This window comes from Stieleria mannarensis, from assembly GCF_014154935.1.
GTDB lineage: Bacteria > Planctomycetota > Planctomycetia > Pirellulales > Pirellulaceae > Stieleria > Stieleria mannarensis.
This window is the reverse complement of record NZ_JACEHH010000059.1, coordinates 19509-37387: the sequence shown is the minus strand read 5'-3', so window position 1 is coordinate 37387 and position 17879 is coordinate 19509. Positions and strand designations below refer to the sequence as shown.

General features: G+C 55.7%; 15 protein-coding genes. All 15 read right to left on the bottom strand.

Annotated features, from left to right (window positions below; all coding sequences use genetic code 11):
* Window positions 1–44 precede the first annotated feature (44 nt).
* The 15 genes from H1B37_RS28040 to H1B37_RS27970 all read right to left on the bottom strand — a co-directional run bounded on the left by H1B37_RS28040 (window position 45) and on the right by H1B37_RS27970 (window position 17862).
* Window positions 45–1424, bottom strand: coding sequence for an O-antigen ligase family protein (locus H1B37_RS28040; protein WP_182870596.1), 1380 nt, complete (start codon window positions 1422–1424; stop codon window positions 45–47).
* Window positions 1425–1429: 5 nt separating this feature from the next.
* Window positions 1430–3196 (bottom strand): arsenate reductase/protein-tyrosine-phosphatase family protein, encoded by a 1767-nt coding sequence (locus H1B37_RS28035; protein ID WP_182870595.1) that lies wholly within the window; start codon window positions 3194–3196, stop codon window positions 1430–1432.
* On the bottom strand, window positions 3177–4217 hold the full coding sequence (locus tag H1B37_RS28030; protein ID WP_220498407.1) for a polysaccharide deacetylase family protein: 1041 nt from the start codon (window positions 4215–4217) through the stop codon (window positions 3177–3179). Before H1B37_RS28030 ends, H1B37_RS28035 begins: the two co-directional genes overlap by 20 nt.
* Before the next feature lie 10 nt (window positions 4218–4227).
* Entirely contained in the window at window positions 4228–5772 is a 1545-nt protein-coding gene (locus H1B37_RS28025; protein WP_182870594.1) for a lipopolysaccharide biosynthesis protein, read from the bottom strand.
* A gap of 310 nt (window positions 5773–6082) precedes the next feature.
* Window positions 6083–6964 carry a hypothetical protein gene (locus tag H1B37_RS28020; RefSeq protein WP_182870593.1) on the bottom strand — a complete coding sequence of 294 codons (882 nt, stop codon included), beginning with the start codon at window positions 6962–6964 and terminating at the stop codon, window positions 6083–6085.
* Window positions 6965–7044: 80 nt separating this feature from the next.
* On the bottom strand, window positions 7045–7959 hold the full coding sequence (locus tag H1B37_RS28015; protein WP_220498406.1) for a glycosyltransferase: 915 nt from the start codon (window positions 7957–7959) through the stop codon (window positions 7045–7047).
* 269 nt (window positions 7960–8228) lie between these two features.
* The gene (locus H1B37_RS28010) at window positions 8229–9671 is read right to left on the bottom strand and encodes a glycosyltransferase (protein WP_182870591.1); all 1443 of its coding nucleotides are present in this window, start codon (window positions 9669–9671) and stop codon (window positions 8229–8231) included.
* Between the two features lie 97 nt (window positions 9672–9768).
* On the bottom strand, window positions 9769–10887 hold the full coding sequence (gene wecB, locus H1B37_RS28005; RefSeq protein ID WP_182870590.1) for a non-hydrolyzing UDP-N-acetylglucosamine 2-epimerase: 1119 nt from the start codon (window positions 10885–10887) through the stop codon (window positions 9769–9771).
* Between the two features lie 164 nt (window positions 10888–11051).
* The gene (locus H1B37_RS28000) at window positions 11052–11399 is read right to left on the bottom strand and encodes a four helix bundle protein (protein WP_182870589.1); all 348 of its coding nucleotides are present in this window, start codon (window positions 11397–11399) and stop codon (window positions 11052–11054) included.
* 131 nt (window positions 11400–11530) lie between these two features.
* The gene (locus H1B37_RS27995) at window positions 11531–12883 is read right to left on the bottom strand and encodes a nucleotide sugar dehydrogenase (protein WP_182870588.1); all 1353 of its coding nucleotides are present in this window, start codon (window positions 12881–12883) and stop codon (window positions 11531–11533) included.
* A gap of 135 nt (window positions 12884–13018) precedes the next feature.
* Window positions 13019–13894, bottom strand: a complete 876-nt coding sequence (locus H1B37_RS27990) for an XrtA system polysaccharide deacetylase (RefSeq protein WP_182870587.1) — start codon at window positions 13892–13894, stop codon at window positions 13019–13021.
* Window positions 13895–14124: 230 nt separating this feature from the next.
* Complete coding sequence (locus H1B37_RS27985; RefSeq protein WP_182870586.1) at window positions 14125–14661, bottom strand: Uma2 family endonuclease; 537 nt, start codon at window positions 14659–14661, stop codon at window positions 14125–14127.
* Between the two features lie 163 nt (window positions 14662–14824).
* A complete protein-coding gene (locus H1B37_RS27980; protein ID WP_182870585.1) occupies window positions 14825–15382 on the bottom strand; it encodes a Uma2 family endonuclease in 558 nt (185 codons plus the stop codon).
* An 855-nt stretch (window positions 15383–16237) separates the two neighbouring features.
* Window positions 16238–17212, bottom strand: a complete 975-nt coding sequence (locus H1B37_RS27975) for a sugar transferase (RefSeq protein ID WP_353620942.1) — start codon at window positions 17210–17212, stop codon at window positions 16238–16240.
* Window positions 17213–17223: 11 nt separating this feature from the next.
* Window positions 17224–17862: an exosortase-associated EpsI family protein gene (locus tag H1B37_RS27970; RefSeq protein WP_182870583.1), complete on the bottom strand. Its 639-nt coding sequence runs from the start codon at window positions 17860–17862 to the stop codon at window positions 17224–17226.
* Window positions 17863–17879: the final 17 nt, after the last annotated feature.

Sequence of the window (17879 nt, the reverse complement as noted above, 5' to 3'; positions counted from 1 at the left end):
GCACCACCAAAACGTATCATCGATAGATTGGTGGACACAACGTGTTAAACTGTCGCCTCGTGAAACGATTGCGAATGCTCCCCTTTATGATTCCCCATCCGCGAGGAGTTCCCCTGACGATTTGCTTGATGTTCCTCAAGCCATTTTTGTTCGCTATGGTCCAGAGTGCGTTCCAAGCAAATCGGAAGCACCAAGAACCACCAGAGCGCTTCCATGTACAGCAACGTGATCAACCCACAGCAGAGAAAAAAACCTACCATGGAGAGTGTCAAACCAAGCGATAGCATTTGAAAGTCCATAGACAATTCGGGCGGGAGATTGATCGCTCGCCGACGCACGCGTCGCAAGGTGAAGAATGCAGACAACAGGATTGATCCAAACACGATCGCCCCTAGAAATCCCTGTTCGGCGAGCAGCTTGACATAGGTGCTGTGTGAATCCAGCCCTCCGAGATCAGGCGCGTAACGAGGAATTTGCTGGTACCAATTGCCGGTGCCGATTCCCAGCGGATGATTCTGGACCATTCGCAATCCTGCCTTCCAAGCTTCCAAACGCATGTCCGACGATGAGTCGCGGTCCTCTGCGCTCACAAAGATCGTCGTCATGCGCTCCAGAAACTGTTCATCGGCGAGCCGAAACGCTCCAATCGCGGCCAGGATCAGCCCCAGGTAGATCTTGTTGCGAAGGTGTTTAGGCGCGTAAAAGACCGCAACGATTGCGGTTGCCGCCAACGCCAAAAAGGCTCCCCGGCTGCGAGCCAGGACAATCGCGTTGGTCACAAAAACACCGCTGACCAAGCACACAAGTTTTACATAGCCAGTTGCGCGGAAGAATTGCACGCCTATGATCGGGAGCACCCCCACAAGAAACGCAGCGAAGAAATTCGACTCGGCGAAGTCGGGACCGCCGACACCTTCCAGCCGCCCGCCTATGAACGCTGAACGTGGCATTTCATACGCTTTTTGCCCGAGCACAAACGCGCCGATGACCAGAATCATCAGCACTCGGTTAAAATCCTTTAGGGTCGTTGCGACGTGACAAAGCATGAAGCAAAAAATGACCACCTTGGTCAATTTCACCGAAGGGTGATCTACCGATGTGTACCGCCCTACGGTCTCAGGCGAGATCAGCGTTGTCATCCACACGATCCCCAAGAATACGAGGATCAGCTTCTGTTGATTGTGAAGCAGCCCACCACGGAAGGTGGACTTCATTCGGTGCAAGAAGATGCCGATCGCTGTACAACCGGCCAAAGTGAAGGAATAACGGAGACCTAAACTGTTGACCGGTAACGCCCACCACTGGCTTTCCGGCCCCACGGTGTAGTGACCGATGTATCCGATCAGGCCCCAGATCGGGTTCGCGAATGCGGCAATACAGGTGCCGAAGAAGAACCCTGCCCAGAGAAGCGTTCGAATGCCCATCGAAGCTAGCTCGCGTCGCTCCGCACTTTAGTGACGATCGGCGTCACAACGGCAGATTCTCCGCCAACAACATCAGACAGGTGGTCAATCGCTTCGACGATTTGGTCGTAGACGGCTTGAAACCCCGACTCTTGTCCTCCATAAGGGTCGACAACACGACAGGGAAACCGAGTACAGAAATTGCCTAATGCAAAGACTCGATCGGATGCATCAGGAAACTGCGTGAGGACTGTCTCGCGATTTTGATCGTCAAAGGTGAAAATCAGGTCCGCTTCGCGGATCAATTCAGTGTGAATGACTTGCGACCGGTGACTACTCAAATCGATCCCTCGTTGCCGCGCCACTTTTTGAGCAAGCTCTGGAGCCGAGCGTCCGCTGACCGGATAGTAGCCGCACGAGCGGACGCTCATGGTCTTCGGCAACCGCTGGCGCGCATAATGTTCAGCATATGGGCTGCGGCAGATATTCCCTTTGCATACGAATAGGATATTCGTGGCTTTGGTCGCCTTTTGCGAGGCACGCCAGCGGCGCCATTTCTTGACCGGCAACGTATTGTCCAACCTACGTCGACAAACGCGAATCGCCTTGTTGGCCGCGTCGTCAAAGATACTTTTGATTTCCGTGATGCCGGGGCGCAAATCATCGATTGCCAACGTGTCCCATCGTTCCCGCAAGAGCAGCAGGTTCAGTGGTTCCATCGCGACCTTTCGCAGCGGACGGGTTGCCAAGACCGGATCGTTTTTGTCCGCCGTCAGATTAGACCGCATCCATCTCTGGTCCTGCGAGACGTTTCTGCAGAACATCGGGGTTCGATAGGATTGCGAAAACTCTTGCCGATCATGAACCAACATCTCGTACAGGTACCGCGGGAAATCGACTCCTGAGGCGATTGCAAGCGGCAGCGACCCCCAAAATCGACCGTTGATCTCGACAAAGACCCATTGAGTCGTTTGCAGATTCAGCTTGAATTCGACCATGGCCACGCCCGTATAGCCGAGCTCTTTCATCATCGACTTGGAGGCCGCCAGCAGTTCGGGATGCAATGGGGCGCTCCGACGGTAGCTGCTACCGCCACCCTCGAGCGGTTCATGAACTCGGACATGCTGAAACGCTACCAAGACATTCCCGTGACGGACCAACATCTCGACACCGACTCCAACGCCGTTGAAGTTTTCCTGGACAATCGCGCTGCCCCACCGATCCAAGTCCTGCAATTTCGTGGCGAGTTCTCCGCGCGTTCGACATCGCACCACGCCCTTTTTTGCCGAGAGATCGTTGGCCGAAAACGATGACGGCGGTTTGACGACCATGGGCAACGAGAAATCCGCGATGACGTCGTGACTGTCACCGGCATGCAAGACCGCGGATTTCGGTTGCGGAATGCCAAGGCTGTCAGCCAGCTGGCCGCTTTTGATCTTGCTGAACGCAATCTCGTACGCTGCGTCATCTAACACATACAGTCGAGAAAGCCGAGAAAGTCGTTCCTGATGAAGCTGCAGTGGAATAACCGCTTGATCGGTACATGGGATTACCAACTGAAACGGCGTCTCGCTCAGAATCGCCTCCATTGCGTCGACCCATGACTCGTCACCCGGCCGATAGGCCGGCACGGCGTGCACCTTCGACACGTACCGCGACTTTAGCGCTAACTCACCCGGCTCAAACATCGCGACGTGGACATTCAACCCGATGCGTCCGAGTGAACGGATCACGGTCAAGAATGCTCGTGAGCCGCTGCCCAGAACGAGCACGTTACCGTCGTAAGTTTTCATGCTTGTACTGAAGGTAGTATTCCGCGAGCGTCGCGCCACGGAATTGTGCAGATGTCGCGGCCTGGAATACGATCTCCAACGACTCGTACAGAGCGTCGATGTCTGACTCATTCCTCAGCCAGGGGCTACCGCCGGGCATGAACTCCGACGAATGCAGCATGAACTCAACGTAATCGATCTTCTTTCGTTTCACCCAGCCAAGAATCTCAAGCATGTCAACCAGGTTCTTCTTTCGTCTGGGGCGGAACCAAGTGTGTGCCGGAACGAGCCGATTGAGGGCACGGCTGACAATGGCTTGTTCTCCAAACCGCCTGCGTATCCGGCGAATCAGACCCGATTTGCACGGCCGAATCGTCATCGGAATCTCGAGCAGCGGTGAGCAGCCCACCCGACCGATTTCATCTGGATCGACGAAATACGCGTGCTCAGGAAAGTCGCGATAGTCGATTCCTCCTTCACCAGCGGGATTGCCATAGTTGTTTTTCCAAGTGATATGCGGCGTAACACTACAGTCCACCCAATACCCTTGGTCAATCAAAGCCTTGGCATAGGTTTCGTTGAATGCCCAACGCCCGGCACGGTGACTACGCATGGGGACGCCGAAAGTCTGCTCAAGAAGGTCTGTCATCAGAGCGACCTTGTCGCGGAGCACAGCTTCCGGATACTCAATGAGGTAGGGCCGACATGCCGTGTCATTACCCGTCAATTCGAACTCCGGCGGCGTGCTCCAGGCGTGCAAGTGCATTCCGATCTCAGCGGTCGATCGCCGAATCGCATCACAGCCGAATTCTTGGAATTCCCGCGAACGCGCCATGTCGTAATCGACCAGGTAGGTCGGTTTAAAACCCCATCTCTCACAGAGCGATTGAAACCGCGGCACGAACGCGGCATTTTTCGTTGTGACCTCCCGGGGACTGTGCCAGAGGTTGTCACCTTCGGTGTCAATCGTGATTAGGAAAGCGGGCGTCTCAGCCGTGAACATCCCCATTTCATCATTCGCAACTACTTGCTGAGTTGACACACTCATCCGACTACCCGATCGCGGTCAGGGCACGAATCTTGCTTTGCACGCGAGAGCGATCTGCTTCTGGAACGAGCAGCCACAATGCGATCGGTACATAGCCGATCAAAGCGAGAGCAACGCTACCAAAAAACGTTGTCCAAGAATTGCAGGGAAGGATCTGCTGAGCCAAATAGCACCAGCAACCAAACAAGCCAGCTGACACGAGCACTCGCCCACCTATCTGAATGGTGTACGTCCATAAATTTATTTTTGCCTTCCTGCACGCATACCACGGAAGCGCAAAAGTCGGTACCACAAGTCCGCTGACAAAGGTCCCGAACGCTATGCCCCAAAGCCCCCATCCCAACGCCAATACAAACAACAGGGACAACAGCAAATTCGTCAGCGACTGAGTCAACGCGAGCGTTGCATTAAAACGCACATCTCCCATGGCCCAGAGCAGAGAGGTGAACCCACTTGAAAACAGGTTTAGTAGCCTAGCACTGGCAAGGATTCCCATCACAGTCGCAGCAGACTGCACCGACAACGCGTCAAAACCTGGACCCATCATCCACAACCGAATGAAGTGGACACCATAGAGAGTAAAACCGACGTAAACCGGGATCCCGATAAGATTTGCTAATCGGACCTGTCTAAAAAAGATCCAGCGTGCAGCCCCCATTTCATTTCGAGCCACCGCTTTCTGCAAAGAAGGTCGAAATGTGGTGTAGATGAGCGATGTAAGGTTGTTGGAATAGTTCACTAGCATCGCGCCCACCGAAAAAACCGTCACGGTAGCAACATCAAATGTGAACCCCACGATCACCAAATCGGTTTGGTTAATGACCTTAAGCGCAACCGTTGTAACGAACGTACCAACCGCGAACGTGCCCAGCTCCCGCATTCGCTCTCGGTTTATCTCCAACGGCCAAAACCTCAATGGCGAATAGATGCGTTTGGCGAGCCATGCGTTCGCGAACAATGGAATAAAATTGCTAGCCACGACAGTGATGGCAAGTCCAACCATGCCGTGACCTGCTTGCAACACCAATACGGTCCCCACCGTGCGAACGGCAAGCGTCGAAAGATCGACGGCACACGCGAGATCGAATCGCTCATGCGCCCGCAGCACACTCGCAAAAACCGCCGCAACGGCAGACGTCCAGATATTGACCGCCATCAATGGCACAAGCACCAAAAGTGCTGGTCGATACTCGGCAGGGACGGACGGAAACACATGTGGAAACACTCCACCCAAAACGCCGGCAACGATAAATATAACAAGTCCGAGCAGCGTGTAACAAGCAAGGCTCGTTCTGACTGTTTGGTCAATCGCGACCGAGTCTTCTCGGCCGAGATAGAGCGTAATGTGTCTTCCAGTACTTCCTCGAACTCCGAGATCCAGGATCCCCATGTATCCGATCAACATGTTCAAGAGTGACCAGATTCCATAAGCGACTGGTCCAAGTGAGCGGATCACGAAGGGCGACAGCATCAACATTACCATGCCAGTCGCAATGAAACTTGAATAGTTGATCGCAAGGTTTTTGGCATTACGTCGTCCGCTGCTCATGACCATGCCTCTCCAACCTGTGCATCGCTATCTCCGGCTACTCGCGACGCACTCGCTTTGCACTGCACCAATCCTACAAAATTCGAGTGATAGCTCCTCTTCCGACGTCGAATTTTCGTTCTTGCTCCTCCGCCCCATAAACCCGACAAGAGAAAAGACATCATGCTCACAACAAACCGATCACAACATGTGTTAGTAACCCGTCGGTCAGGCATCAAGCCGTACTCCCATAATCGCGGACAACCTTGCACACGAATACCGGAGTCACAGAAAAGACATCCCATGCCTACGCTGATTTGCTGATGAGACCTCATTGCATCTGACTGACGATATGTATCCCATCGATTTTCCTAATTCGATCGGAATCCTCCGCGTATCGCAGTCTCAACTCCTTCTTTGCGGACTCGGAAAACGGGTCAAAACGCCTACCTGATTCAAATTGTTTAACAATGGTGTCGGCGTGCCGGTCGTCCATAACACCATCTCCCTGAACGTGCCGAATTGCCTCTAAGGTAGGCGCAGCATTCACGACGCCAGTATCAATGATCGAAAGGCTGTCGACTGACACGTCTCCGACTACCGCTTTCAGTTGTGACTCAAACGCTACATCCTCATAGTGCCAGACAATTATCTCCGCATCTGGAATGGTAGCGACGATGTCGCTAATCAACTCTACCCATCCTCGGTTGGGGTTGACTAGCGCATTCTGAAGGGCTGAAACCGCGAATTTGTCACGGTTATACAGCGCAGCCATTGCGTACGCCGACGGGATGAAGGAATCATATGATCGAATCGCGAGACACACGCGTTGGATACGATTACGAGTCAGATGAACCATCGGACGTAGATTTTTGACAACGTTGGGAAAGAGCCCGACCCCAGTCTTTCGGTCAAAAATCGGCCCCAACATACTCTCGTCAGAAATAACAGCACTCCTCGCTCCACCGGGAATAAGGCGACTGAATTTTCGTCGGGCTAGATGCTTCGTAGCCCAGCCAGTTCTTGATGTCGCTGAACCACGCGCCAAGCCGATAACGGATCGCACGGTCTGTTCATTACGTTTTCCCGGACGGGGAGGTGTAAGTGCAAGAACCCCTTTGGTCAGCAGAAAATCATAATTGCTGTCCAATACGGTTTGAATGCGCGTTGTTCCCGTGCGGGGCGCGCCGACGTGAAGCGTGAAGTTGATCATTGTTTGACCATCCCGAGAATCCGACACGAGACGGAAGCAGTTGTCACGAGATCACACAAGAGTACGCTTCCAAATTCAAACTAGCGTTGAAGTTGGTGACCAATTCGATCGACAATTGCGGGCCAAGTCTCAGAACTCATAGCGGCGGAGCGTTCTTTCACAAGCTCGCCCGCGTCCTCACTTAGGAATCGCTCGATCGCAGACTCAAACTCATCGGCTGAGTTCGCTAGTCCCACATGATGTTGAAAGATCGCAACTTCTGGCAGGGGCGTACTAACGACGGGAAGTCCTGCTGCGAGGTATTCACGAAGTTTGATCGGATTGACCGCAAGCGTCAGGTCGTTGATTTTAAAAGGAATGATGCCGATATCAAATCCCTTGCAATAGCCTGGCAATGAGTCGTAGGGTTTTCGCCCGAGAAAATGGATGTTGGGAGATCGATATGTCGACAAGTCGAACGTCGCGTCACCCACCATCACAAATTGCCACGTGGGGCGACGTTTCGCGACAGCTGCAACCATGTCAAGATCCACCCAGTCCCGAAGCAATCCGAAGAATCCGATCCGTGGGTGCGGGATCCCCTGAAGCTCGGGCGCCTCTACTGTCGACTCGTCCAGCGCCTTGGAAAAATGCGCATAGTCCACACCATGGGGAATCAGCACGGTGTTTTCATTGAACCCCTTTTTTGCTTCCTGCAATGCCATCGACGTGGTGATCACCAAGTCGGATCGTCGGCAAAGGTCCTCTTCCTCGGCCAATACCTGATCGACGTCGTAACCGGTGAATTGTGAGTGGTCGTCGACGCAGTAGTAGATCACCTTTTCTTCCTCAAAGGCCCCGAGCAGATAGCCCACGTCCGGCGTGAAGGTCCAAAACTGGACCGGCCCCTTGCCGACTTTGCGGAGCGCTCGTCGAACCTGTTTGATCAAGAGTGCACGGTTGAGTTTTTTCGCCACATCCGAACTCGGCAGCGGAACCACCAGCGGCGTCAGCACGTGTAAGTTTGGACGCGGGTTCTTCAAACCCGAGGCAACTTGGCCCAATTTCTTGGCCATGTACAACATGTCGGACGAACTAGCGGTCGGTGTCCGCGACGCATGATAGTTGACCCACAACACTTGATTGTGCTCGGCAAGCAGGTGCATCACGTGATGCTTGCTCGTCGGCGGTGCGTCATACCCGCTGGCGAAACAGAGGATGGTGTTACCTTTAATCAATTCTTCGTCGCTTGTGGTTGCTGCGTTGTGGGGCGTCTGACTCGCGTTTAACGCGATGCCCGCGCTGAACTGGAATGCCGTAACAATTGAATGATCCGATCCAGTCGGGCTGACCAAGAATACTGATCGACGACCAATTGACGTGCCTGTCGGCCCAGTCCCTCTCGCTTGCCTGCATCCGAAAAAAGATCATGAATCGAGTCTTGCCACTCTCCAACCGAGTCGGCAATGATGAACTGCTCGCCCGATTCCGCGTCGATGCCTTCGGCAGACTGGGACGTGGTGATCACGGGTAAGCCACTGGCCATCGCCTCGAGCACCTTGTTCTGGATTCCCCGCGCCAGCTTGAGCGGTGACACTGCGATGTCGGCTCCGAGCAAATAGGGACGAACATCGGGAACCTCTCCGATCAACGTCACCCCCTCCAGTTCCCCCAAACGACGAACCACTTGGTTCGGCCGACGACCGACAATCTGAAGTTCGACGTCGAGTCGTTCACGCAGTCCGGGCAAAATGTCATTGCAAAACCAACGCATGCCTTCCACATTCGGTGGATAGTCAAGGACGCCGGTAAAAATGAGACGTGAGCGGGGAGCGACGAGAGGCGAGTGGCTTGCAGAGTTGCGAGTTTCGAGCGGCGAGAGGCGAGAATTTGGGTCGGAGGGCTCGTTGTCTGTTCTTTCTCGGTTCACGTCGCTCGGCTCGACTGCATTCCTCGCATCTCGCTGCTCGCCGCTCGCATCTCTACTTCCGTCCTCGCCCGGCGACGTCGCCGGGCGAGGACGGAAGTAGTCCGTGTCGACTCCGTTGCTGACGCCGATGATCGGGCTCTTTGTGGTGACTCGACCGCGGAAAGCGTTGGCTTCATCGTCGCTCACGAGCGTGATCGCATCGGCACGACGCGCGATTCGCTGTTCCAATCGCTTCACTCGATTGGCTTCCCAAGCGTAAATCGGCCGCTTGAGCAGCCTTGACTCTCTTGCCAGCTGTTCCCACTTCATGCTGTCGACGTCGACCAGATCGACGACGATGGGGGTGCCGGTGAAGTCGTTGCCGTCGATATAGCGAAACATCCCTGAACAGAACACAAGGACTGCGTCAAACGGACGAGAACGCTGCAGTTTGCGAATCTCGCTGGAAATCTTCGCGTGATGAAACAAACCTTCGGTCAAACTTCGACCGCGGAGCACCGAACCACCTGCGCGTAACCAACGTTCGTTTCCGGTCGGAGCGGTGATCGTTTGCCGGCAAATCTGATCGACGTGCCGGAAATGTTCGTCCGTGATCGGTTCGTCGTGCGGGCATGCCAACGTCACGTCAAAGTGTTCGGCTAACACACGCATCAGGTTGTACGATCGAATCCGGTCGCCACGGTTGGGCGGGTACGGGAATCGATGCGTCAACAACAGCACGCGTTTGCGTCGCGGCGGGTCATCAGCGGGGGGCGCCGTGATGGTGTTGGGGACTTTGGCGGCGATTGTTGGGGGCAAGACGTTGGGGCAAAACGATGGGGGCAAGACGATGAAGGCAGGGAGGCAGAATGATACGGGGCAGAATGATGGGGCAGGAAGATGGGCGGGCAGTGTGTTAGGCGGAGATCAGTTCGTTGTTGAGGATGCTTGTAATCCGTGATGCTGCTTGACCGTCCCAGAGATCCGGGCAACCTCCGACGTGGTAATCGTCCGACAGCACGGATTCCAATTGTTCACGTAGCAATTCGGCATCGTTGCCGACCAGCGTGCTGCTGCCCTGGTCCACCGTGATCGGGCGTTCGGTGTTTTCTCGCATCGTCAGACAGGGTATCTGGAGTGCGGTGGATTCTTCTTGCAGCCCTCCCGAATCGGTCACGATGACTCGCGAGCGACTGGAGAGCGCCAGGAATTCAAGGTAGCCTTGCGGGGCGATCGTGCGAATGTTTGGTGCCGAATCCAGAAGCTCGCTGAGACCGAAGCTTTCGATTCGGCTGGCGGTCCGGGGATGAACGGGAAACACCAACGGCAACCGCTGGCTGATCTCGACCAACACGTCCAGGATGGGTTTCAGCGTGTCACGTTCGTCGACATTGGAGGGGCGATGCAGCGTGACCAGCCCATATCGTTTTTCGGTCAGCCCCAGATCATCCAGGATCGTCAGCCCCTTTGTTTGCTCGAGTGAATGCATGAGCGTGTCGATCATCAGATTGCCGACCAGATGAATGTTTTCCTCCGGATGGCCTTCGCGACGAAGGTGATCGACGCCGATCGGATCGGAAACCAGCAGCATGTCGGAGATCGAGTCGGTCAGGATCCGATTGATCTCTTCGGGCATCGAACGGTCGAAGCTTCGCAAGCCCGCTTCGACGTGGGCGATCGGGATGCCCAGTTTGGCCGCGGCAATCGCAGCGGCCATGGTTGAGTTGACATCCCCAACGACGACCAGTCGGTCGAAGGGATTGCCCGACGGGCCGCCGCTTTGGAGGACCGGCTCGATTCGTTCGAGGATTCGGGCGGTTTGGACGGCTTGGGTTCCCGAGCCGACATCCAGCGAAACGTCGGGGCGACGAATATCAAGCTGCTCGAAGAAGATGTCCGAAAGCGCCGCGTCGTAGTGCTGCCCCGTGTGGATCAACGTCGCTTCAAGGTCGGCGTGCAGGTCGATCTCGCGCAGCAGCGGAGCCATCTTCATGAAGTTCGGACGGGCACCGACGACGCAGGCGAGATGGGGCATTTTGAGTGGCTAGTGGCTAGTGGCTAGTGGCTAGTGGCTAGTGGCTAGTGGCTAGTGGCTAGTGGCTAGTGGCTAGTGGCTAGTGGCTAGTGGCTAGTGGCTAGTGGCTAGTGGCTAGTGGCTAGTGGCTAGTGGACCGATTGCTAGCTACTAGGAGCTAGCAACTAGCGACTTCTCTTGTGGTGGCGGATGAGAGCGGCAAGCATCTTGCCGATTTGCTTTGCTTCGTCGGCCCACTGCTTGGCGGCGGGACGGGGCAGAAAGCCAGCTTCGATGCCGATCAGGATTTGGGTACGAAGTTCGCCCGCGGAACCTTTGGCGATCTTGAGGAATTGTGCGATTTCAGCATCGCTGTCGCGTTCATAGCCTTCGGCAATGTTCGAAGGAATGGATAGCCCGCTTCGTGTGAGTTGGTCTCGAAACCCGAAATCGCGAAGGTCTTTCGTTTCTTGATAGAGCGTTACGGACAGTCGCGATGAACGCTTCCAAACATCGAGGTCTTCGTAGGACATGCGAAGTTGCTAGTTGCTAGTTGCTAGTTGCTAGTTGCTAGTTGCTAGTTGCTAGTTGCTAGTTGCTAGTTGCTAGTGGTTTGATTCTGAGTTCTTACTAGCTACTCGCGTCTAGCCACTAGCTACTGAACTCAACATTTCCGAATTTTGGTGCGGTCGGTGACACTTGCGGTTGCATTTCGAGTATCAATCACCAACGGACTATGTTTGACGATCGACTCGTAGTCGAAGTCGGTGTGGTCGGTGGCGATCAGGACGGCGTCTTGGGAGGAGAGGAACTCGGGGGTGAGTTCTTGGCTTTGCATCGCCGGCAAGTCGTAGTGTCGCATTTCCGGAAGATTCGGCACGTGGGGGTCGCTGTAGGTCAGGTCGGCTCCGAGTTCGAGCAGGAGTTCCATGAGTTCGAAGGACGGGCTTTCCCTCGGATCGTCGACGTCTTTTTTGTAGGCGACTCCCAGCAAGCAGATTTTGCTGCCGTGGATTGGCTTTTGGAATTCGTTGAGGAACTTGGCGGACTGGGAGATGACGTAGTCCGGCATCGCGCGGTTGACTTCGCCGGCTAGCTCGATGAAACGGGCGCTCAAGCCTTGTTTTCGAGCGAGCCAGGACAGGTAGAACGGATCGATCGGAATGCAGTGGCCGCCGAGTCCGGGACCGGGATAAAAGGCTTGAAATCCGAAGGGCTTGGTCTTGGCCGCATTGATGACTTCCCAGACGTCGATATCCATGTCATCGAAGATGGTCTTCAATTCGTTGACCAACGCGATGTTGACGGCTCGATAGATGTTTTCAAGAACCTTGGCCGCCTCGGCGACTTCGCAACTGCTGACCGGGACGACTCCGGCCACGGCCGACTCATAGAGCTTCTTGGCGATTTCCAGGCTTTCTTCGCTGATCGCGCCGACGACCTTGGGGATTCCGGCGGCGGAGAAATCCGGATTGCCCGGGTCTTCCCGCTCGGGGCTGTAGGCGACGAAGAAGTCCACGCCGGCTTTCAGACCGGACTGTTCCAGGATCGGGACCATCACGTCGCGGGTCGTCGTCGGGTAGGTCGTGCTTTCCAGGACGACTAGTTGTCCGGGACGCAGAGATTTGGCGATCGCTTCGCAGGTTCCCACGACATATCTCAAATCCGGGTCGCGGGCGTCGTCCAAGGGCGTAGGGACGCAAATGAGCAAGACGTCAGGCTCGCCGAGACGCGTCATGTCGGCGGTGGCGTCGAAGGCTTTTTTATCTAGCCAAGCCGTAATCTTGTCGTCGCCGATGTGTTTGATGTAGCTCTTACCGGACAGTAACGAGTCGACTTTGGTTGCGTCGACATCGAAGCCCGTGCAAGAGAACCCGGCGCTGGTAAAGGCATCGATCAAGGGCAGCCCGACATAGCCGAGTCCGATAACGCCGACGTTGCACTGACGCGATGCGATGGAATCGAGCAATGATTGGGCGGCGGATGCGGACGGTTGTGGGGTTTCGGCGATGGACATGGGGCAGAGTTAAGCGAGGTGAGAAGCGAGTTGTGACAAAAAGAGCCAGGTGGTGTTTAGGGGCAAAACGATGGGGGCAAAACGATGAAGAAGGGGAGGCAGAATGATACGCGGCAGAATGATGGGGGCGTTGGGTTAGTGGGTGGAGACGAGTGGTGTGTTGGTTGGGGAGCGTTGGAAGTCGCTGGTGGCGAGTGCGTCGGAAACGGTCCCAAAGTCGCATTCGGTGAGCATCTTGGTGAGCCGCGACTCGGTTCGTTTTAGCCCGACGTAGTGGCGGAATCGCGTGCTGGGCTTTAGCCCGGACAACTTGGGTTGATCGGGATCAAACTCCCAGGGGTGTGTGTAGAACATCGCGGGACGGCCGTGCTCGCGTACTTTTTGGATGGCTTTCAACGTCAGGGGTAAGGGGAACAGCCGGAAGTAGCCGCCACCGATGGGGACGTGGATGCGACCGCGACTCCAGGCACTGGGCGGGAACTCGCGGATGGTTCCGTGCGGCGTTTCGATGTCGTGGATTTCTTTGGGGGCGTCGGCCAGGCCGTAACGGTCATGGCCGCCGATGGGGAAAATGCTGGAATCGATACGGATGTCGTTTTCGGCCAGGATGTCCAAGGCCCACAGGGATTCTTCGACGATCGAGAAACTAGGGGCTCGATAGGCGGTGACTTCGATTCCGCAGGCATCGGCGATGGCGTCCTTGCTGTCCGCGATGTCTTTGGCGAACGTGGCCGGCGTGAGGTCATAGACCAGTTGGTGCCAATAGCCGTGCGATGCGAGTTCGTGGCCGGCGTGGGCGATGCGTTTGACCAGGGCCGGGTATCGTTCGGCGACCCAGCCGAGGACAAAGAACGTGCCGCGGACGTTGTACTGATCGAAGATTGCCAGCAACTTGTCCGTGTTGGCTTCCACCCGGCATTCGTATTTGTCCCAGTCTTTCCGCGTGACGCGATCGGCGAACGCGGAGACTTGAAAGTAGTCTTCGACGTCAACGGTCAGGGCGTTAAGCATTGGAGGATCGCTGATTTACGGACGGGACAACAAAATGCCAGCGGGAAGCGTGAGCGAGCGGCGCGTGGGGGAGAGGCAGAATGATGGGGCGGGGGGACAGAAAAATGGAAGGCAGTAGAAAGACAGGAAAATGGGTGACAAGAAAATGGCGGGAAGCGTCGAAGGCAATCTGATGAAGAACTGGCAAGACGATGGGGGCAGAACGATGATGTCTGAAAGGTGGTCGATCGCTATCGGAACAGCTTGTCTCGGTCAATGTTGATGATGCAGTCGTCAGTCAGACGCACGGTCAGATTTGTGGCGGTATGTTGAGTGGAAACGTAGACATCGTCTTTGAGTGTCAATTTTGTCACGTCGGTCGTTTCTGGGTCGACGATCAAGTAATTGGGGACTCGTTCGCGCTGATAGAGTTCGCGTTTGTAACCGAGGTCGCTGGATCGCGTTGATGGCGAGAGCACTTCGACGACCATCAAAGGCAGTGATTGGAGATGTCGATCAGGTAACTCACCACAGACGACCAGCAAATCGGGACGAACCACTGTGTCGTCGTTGACCACCCAATCCAATTCCACGATGGCTTGACAGTCACAATCGTTGGCTTCAATTTCGGATTGAATCAACCACGCGAGACGCGTGACTAGCAATTGGTGACGGCCGAACGGCGAAGGGGTCATCGCAATCGGTATGCCTTGGTGCAGTTCCCAATCTCCTTGCCACTGGCAGTAGTCGCCGTAGGTGTAGTGAGGCAGGTGGCTGGGTTGGGACATAGGATCAGGAGACGGTTGGTTGGGAAAGGCTAACCGCAGGTGGAGAGAAGAGGCAGAATGATTCGGGGCAGAATGATGGGGCGGGGGGACAGAAAAATGGTGGGCTGAAAAATGGGAGGTAGGCGGAAGACAAGAAAATGGGTGACAAGAAAATGCGGAACGGTTACTGAAAGACGTCGTCGACGGTGAGCGTCCAGTCGGGGACGGCGGGGCTGCAGTCGAGGGTTTCGCCGAGTTGGTAGACTTCGATTTGTTTTCGGGATGCGTAGCGATGAATCGTTTGGGTTTCGGGATCGACCAGCAGGACTAATTTCGTGCCGGCATCGAGCCACTGGAAGGCTTTGGATTCAACGCGTGAGAACCGGTCGTTCGGTGAGAGCACTTCGACCGCCAGATCGGGAGCCAAGGCCGGGTAGGCCGTTTCGTCTTCTATGGTCGCGTGTCGTGCGGTGCTGATGTAGGCGACATCGGGGGCGAGTACCGTGTCGGGGCTTGTGTCGATCAGGAACCCGGTTTCTGCGGCATAAACCACACCCAACTTTCTTGCATCGACATGCTGCATCAACAAATGAGCCACACGGACGGCGATACGGCCGTGACGACCACCAGCAGGTGACATCATCCGAAGTTCTCCTGCGACAAGTTCGTAGCGATACCCATCGGCAGTCATGCCGATGAGTTGGTCAGCAGAGGTCAACGTCGGTGTCACGCGGACAGGCATGATGGGAGGTAATCAAAAGTTGCTAGCGGGAAGCGTGAGCGAGCGGCGTGTGGAGAAGAGGCAGAATGATACGGGGCAGAATGATGGGGCGGGGGGGACAGAAAAATTGCGGGCAGAAAAATGGGAGGTAGGCGGACGACAAGAAAATGGCGTGAAGCGTGGTGGCTTGTGCGGGGATAAAGGGAGGGCCGACTTGCGGGTTGAATTTCGGTTGGATCCGGGCGGACTTCGTCCGCTTGGGTGACAGCGTGTTTGCTGCTACCCAGGGCGTGGGGCGGTAAGTTAGTACGAATCCGACGTTTGGTGTAGCGGATTTTCGATTCAATTTTACAACCAAGTCACCAGGCGTGGACTTGGTCGGAATGGTGCGGTCGTGCTGGTCGCGCGATCCGAGCTCGGTCGGTTCACATCGAGTGTGGTCGACGTGATGTTGTCAGTGCAGTTTCGGTCGAGGTTAGGGTGATGGGGGCACGGTGGTTTTCGGGTTTGCATTCATGGGCGTGAAGCGTCGGGCTGATGGCTCTGCGCGAGCGGGGTGTTTTGGTGCGTGGGGCCGGTCGCTGACTCGTCCCGGTTGCAGGTGGAGTGCTCGCGGGAAGCGTGAGCGAGCGGCACGTGGTTGCTTGGACGGTGTGTGGGGCCGGTCGCTAACGCGTTCCGCTCGCATGGTTTACGGCGATGCCAGCACGTAGCGTGAGCCAGTGGCACGAGGGGGGGCGACATGGTGCCGGTCGCTGACGCGTCCCGCTGGCATGGCGGGTGCGCATGGTGCTTGTCGATGCTGAAGTAGATATGACGAATAGGCCGAGGAACCTGCCCTACGGTCAACAAGCCAAAGAGCTTGCATCACATCGGTTACTTGGGAGTGCTCTTTCGATCGATTCGCAGGGATCGGGTGGCACCAGACTTGGTTTCGAACTCTGGCACCTGAACGGCAACCATCGCCTCGAATTCCTGCGTTGCGTCGGAGGGTTTGAGCGAAGGCAGCGATTCAATCGTCCTTGAGCCGTGGCGTTCCGATTCGCTCAACCCGGCAGCCTCGAGCACGTCTTTGCGACACAGCCCCATCCAGCGCGTCACCACTGCACCGCGAATCCCAAACATGCGAAGCACGGTCGCGAAGACCATTCTTAGGTCCAGCCAGGCATTCGCGTTTTCGATGTAGTGAAGGTCCAAGCACTGCTTTCGGCGGACATCGTTGATCGTGCGATCGGGCTCCAAATTGATCTGGGCGACTCCGGTGATGCCGGGTTTCACGTTCGTTCGGGCGTAATAGCCGCGAATATGGCCGGCCAGTTTCTCGCAAATACACGGGCGTTCCGGCCGCGGACCGGTCAGCGACATGTCACCGGTGACGACGTTCCACAGTTGGGGCAGTTCATCCAAATGGGTGCGTCGCAGAAAACGCCCCAGTGATGTGATGCGTGGATCGCCTTTCTGACTCCATTTCGCTTGCCCATCGGCCTCGGCGTCTTGATACATCGTCCGCAGCTTGAACACGTCGAACGTGCATCGGTTCAATCCGACTCGCTCTTGGCGGTAGATTCCGGGGCCTTTGGAGGTCAATCGCACCAGTGCGATCAGTACCAAAATCAATGGGGACACCAGGATCAACAAGCATGCCGCGAACAGACGTTCGCAGCAGTGTTTGATCGGAAAATAGACCGGATGCGCGGGGCTGACACGGGGGCTCCGTCGAGGCCGCGACTGGCAGTTTGCGGTGTCAGATTCGTGCGACGCGTAGACAACCGATCGGGAGCCGTGAGATGCCGGCTCGGAAGATTTGATCGCGACAGAGCTGTCAGAATCGGAATCATTGAATTCAAACACGGTAGCGTCCTTCACTTGATGTGTTGCTCAAGGTGGGGCAATAAAGCGGTCAAAAATGACTCGCAAGGATTAAAGGATGATTCGATTGACGGCCCCGACAACTGAATTTTGTACAAGTCGTCAGTCAACCAGAATCGGGGGTGCTCTGCGGCCATCCATTCGCCACCAGTGCTCCATCCGTACCAGACTTCGAATTTATCACTCGGATCATCGTTGCGAGTGAACTCGACAGACCAGAACCGGTGTCCGGTGTCGCCGATCGTGATCGTTTCGACCAAACGCGACCGTGATTGATCGGTCCCTTCGGAACTGTAGCAAAACTCCGGAGTATGGACGGCGATTGGCCCCCGCGGACCATACAGAACAGCAGCGGTCACAAGCGACTTGGTAAGATCGTGGCGGTAGACATTCATGAACGATCCATAGCACCGCAGCAATTGAAGGGCACTTTCATCAATGTCCCCTTCTTCGACCAGCGTCCACGCACCGATCTTCTTGGGCAATTCTTTGAGTGCCGCCCCGGTCGCAGTTTTGTCTTCCTGCATCGCCCAGCGACCATCGAGCACCCCGTGAACGACACCGGAAAAAAGTGTCAACATCAACAGTGCGACGATGATGGGGCGGCGGGAGGTTAGGGGCGGAGTGGGCATTGTTGGGAGTTGGGAGT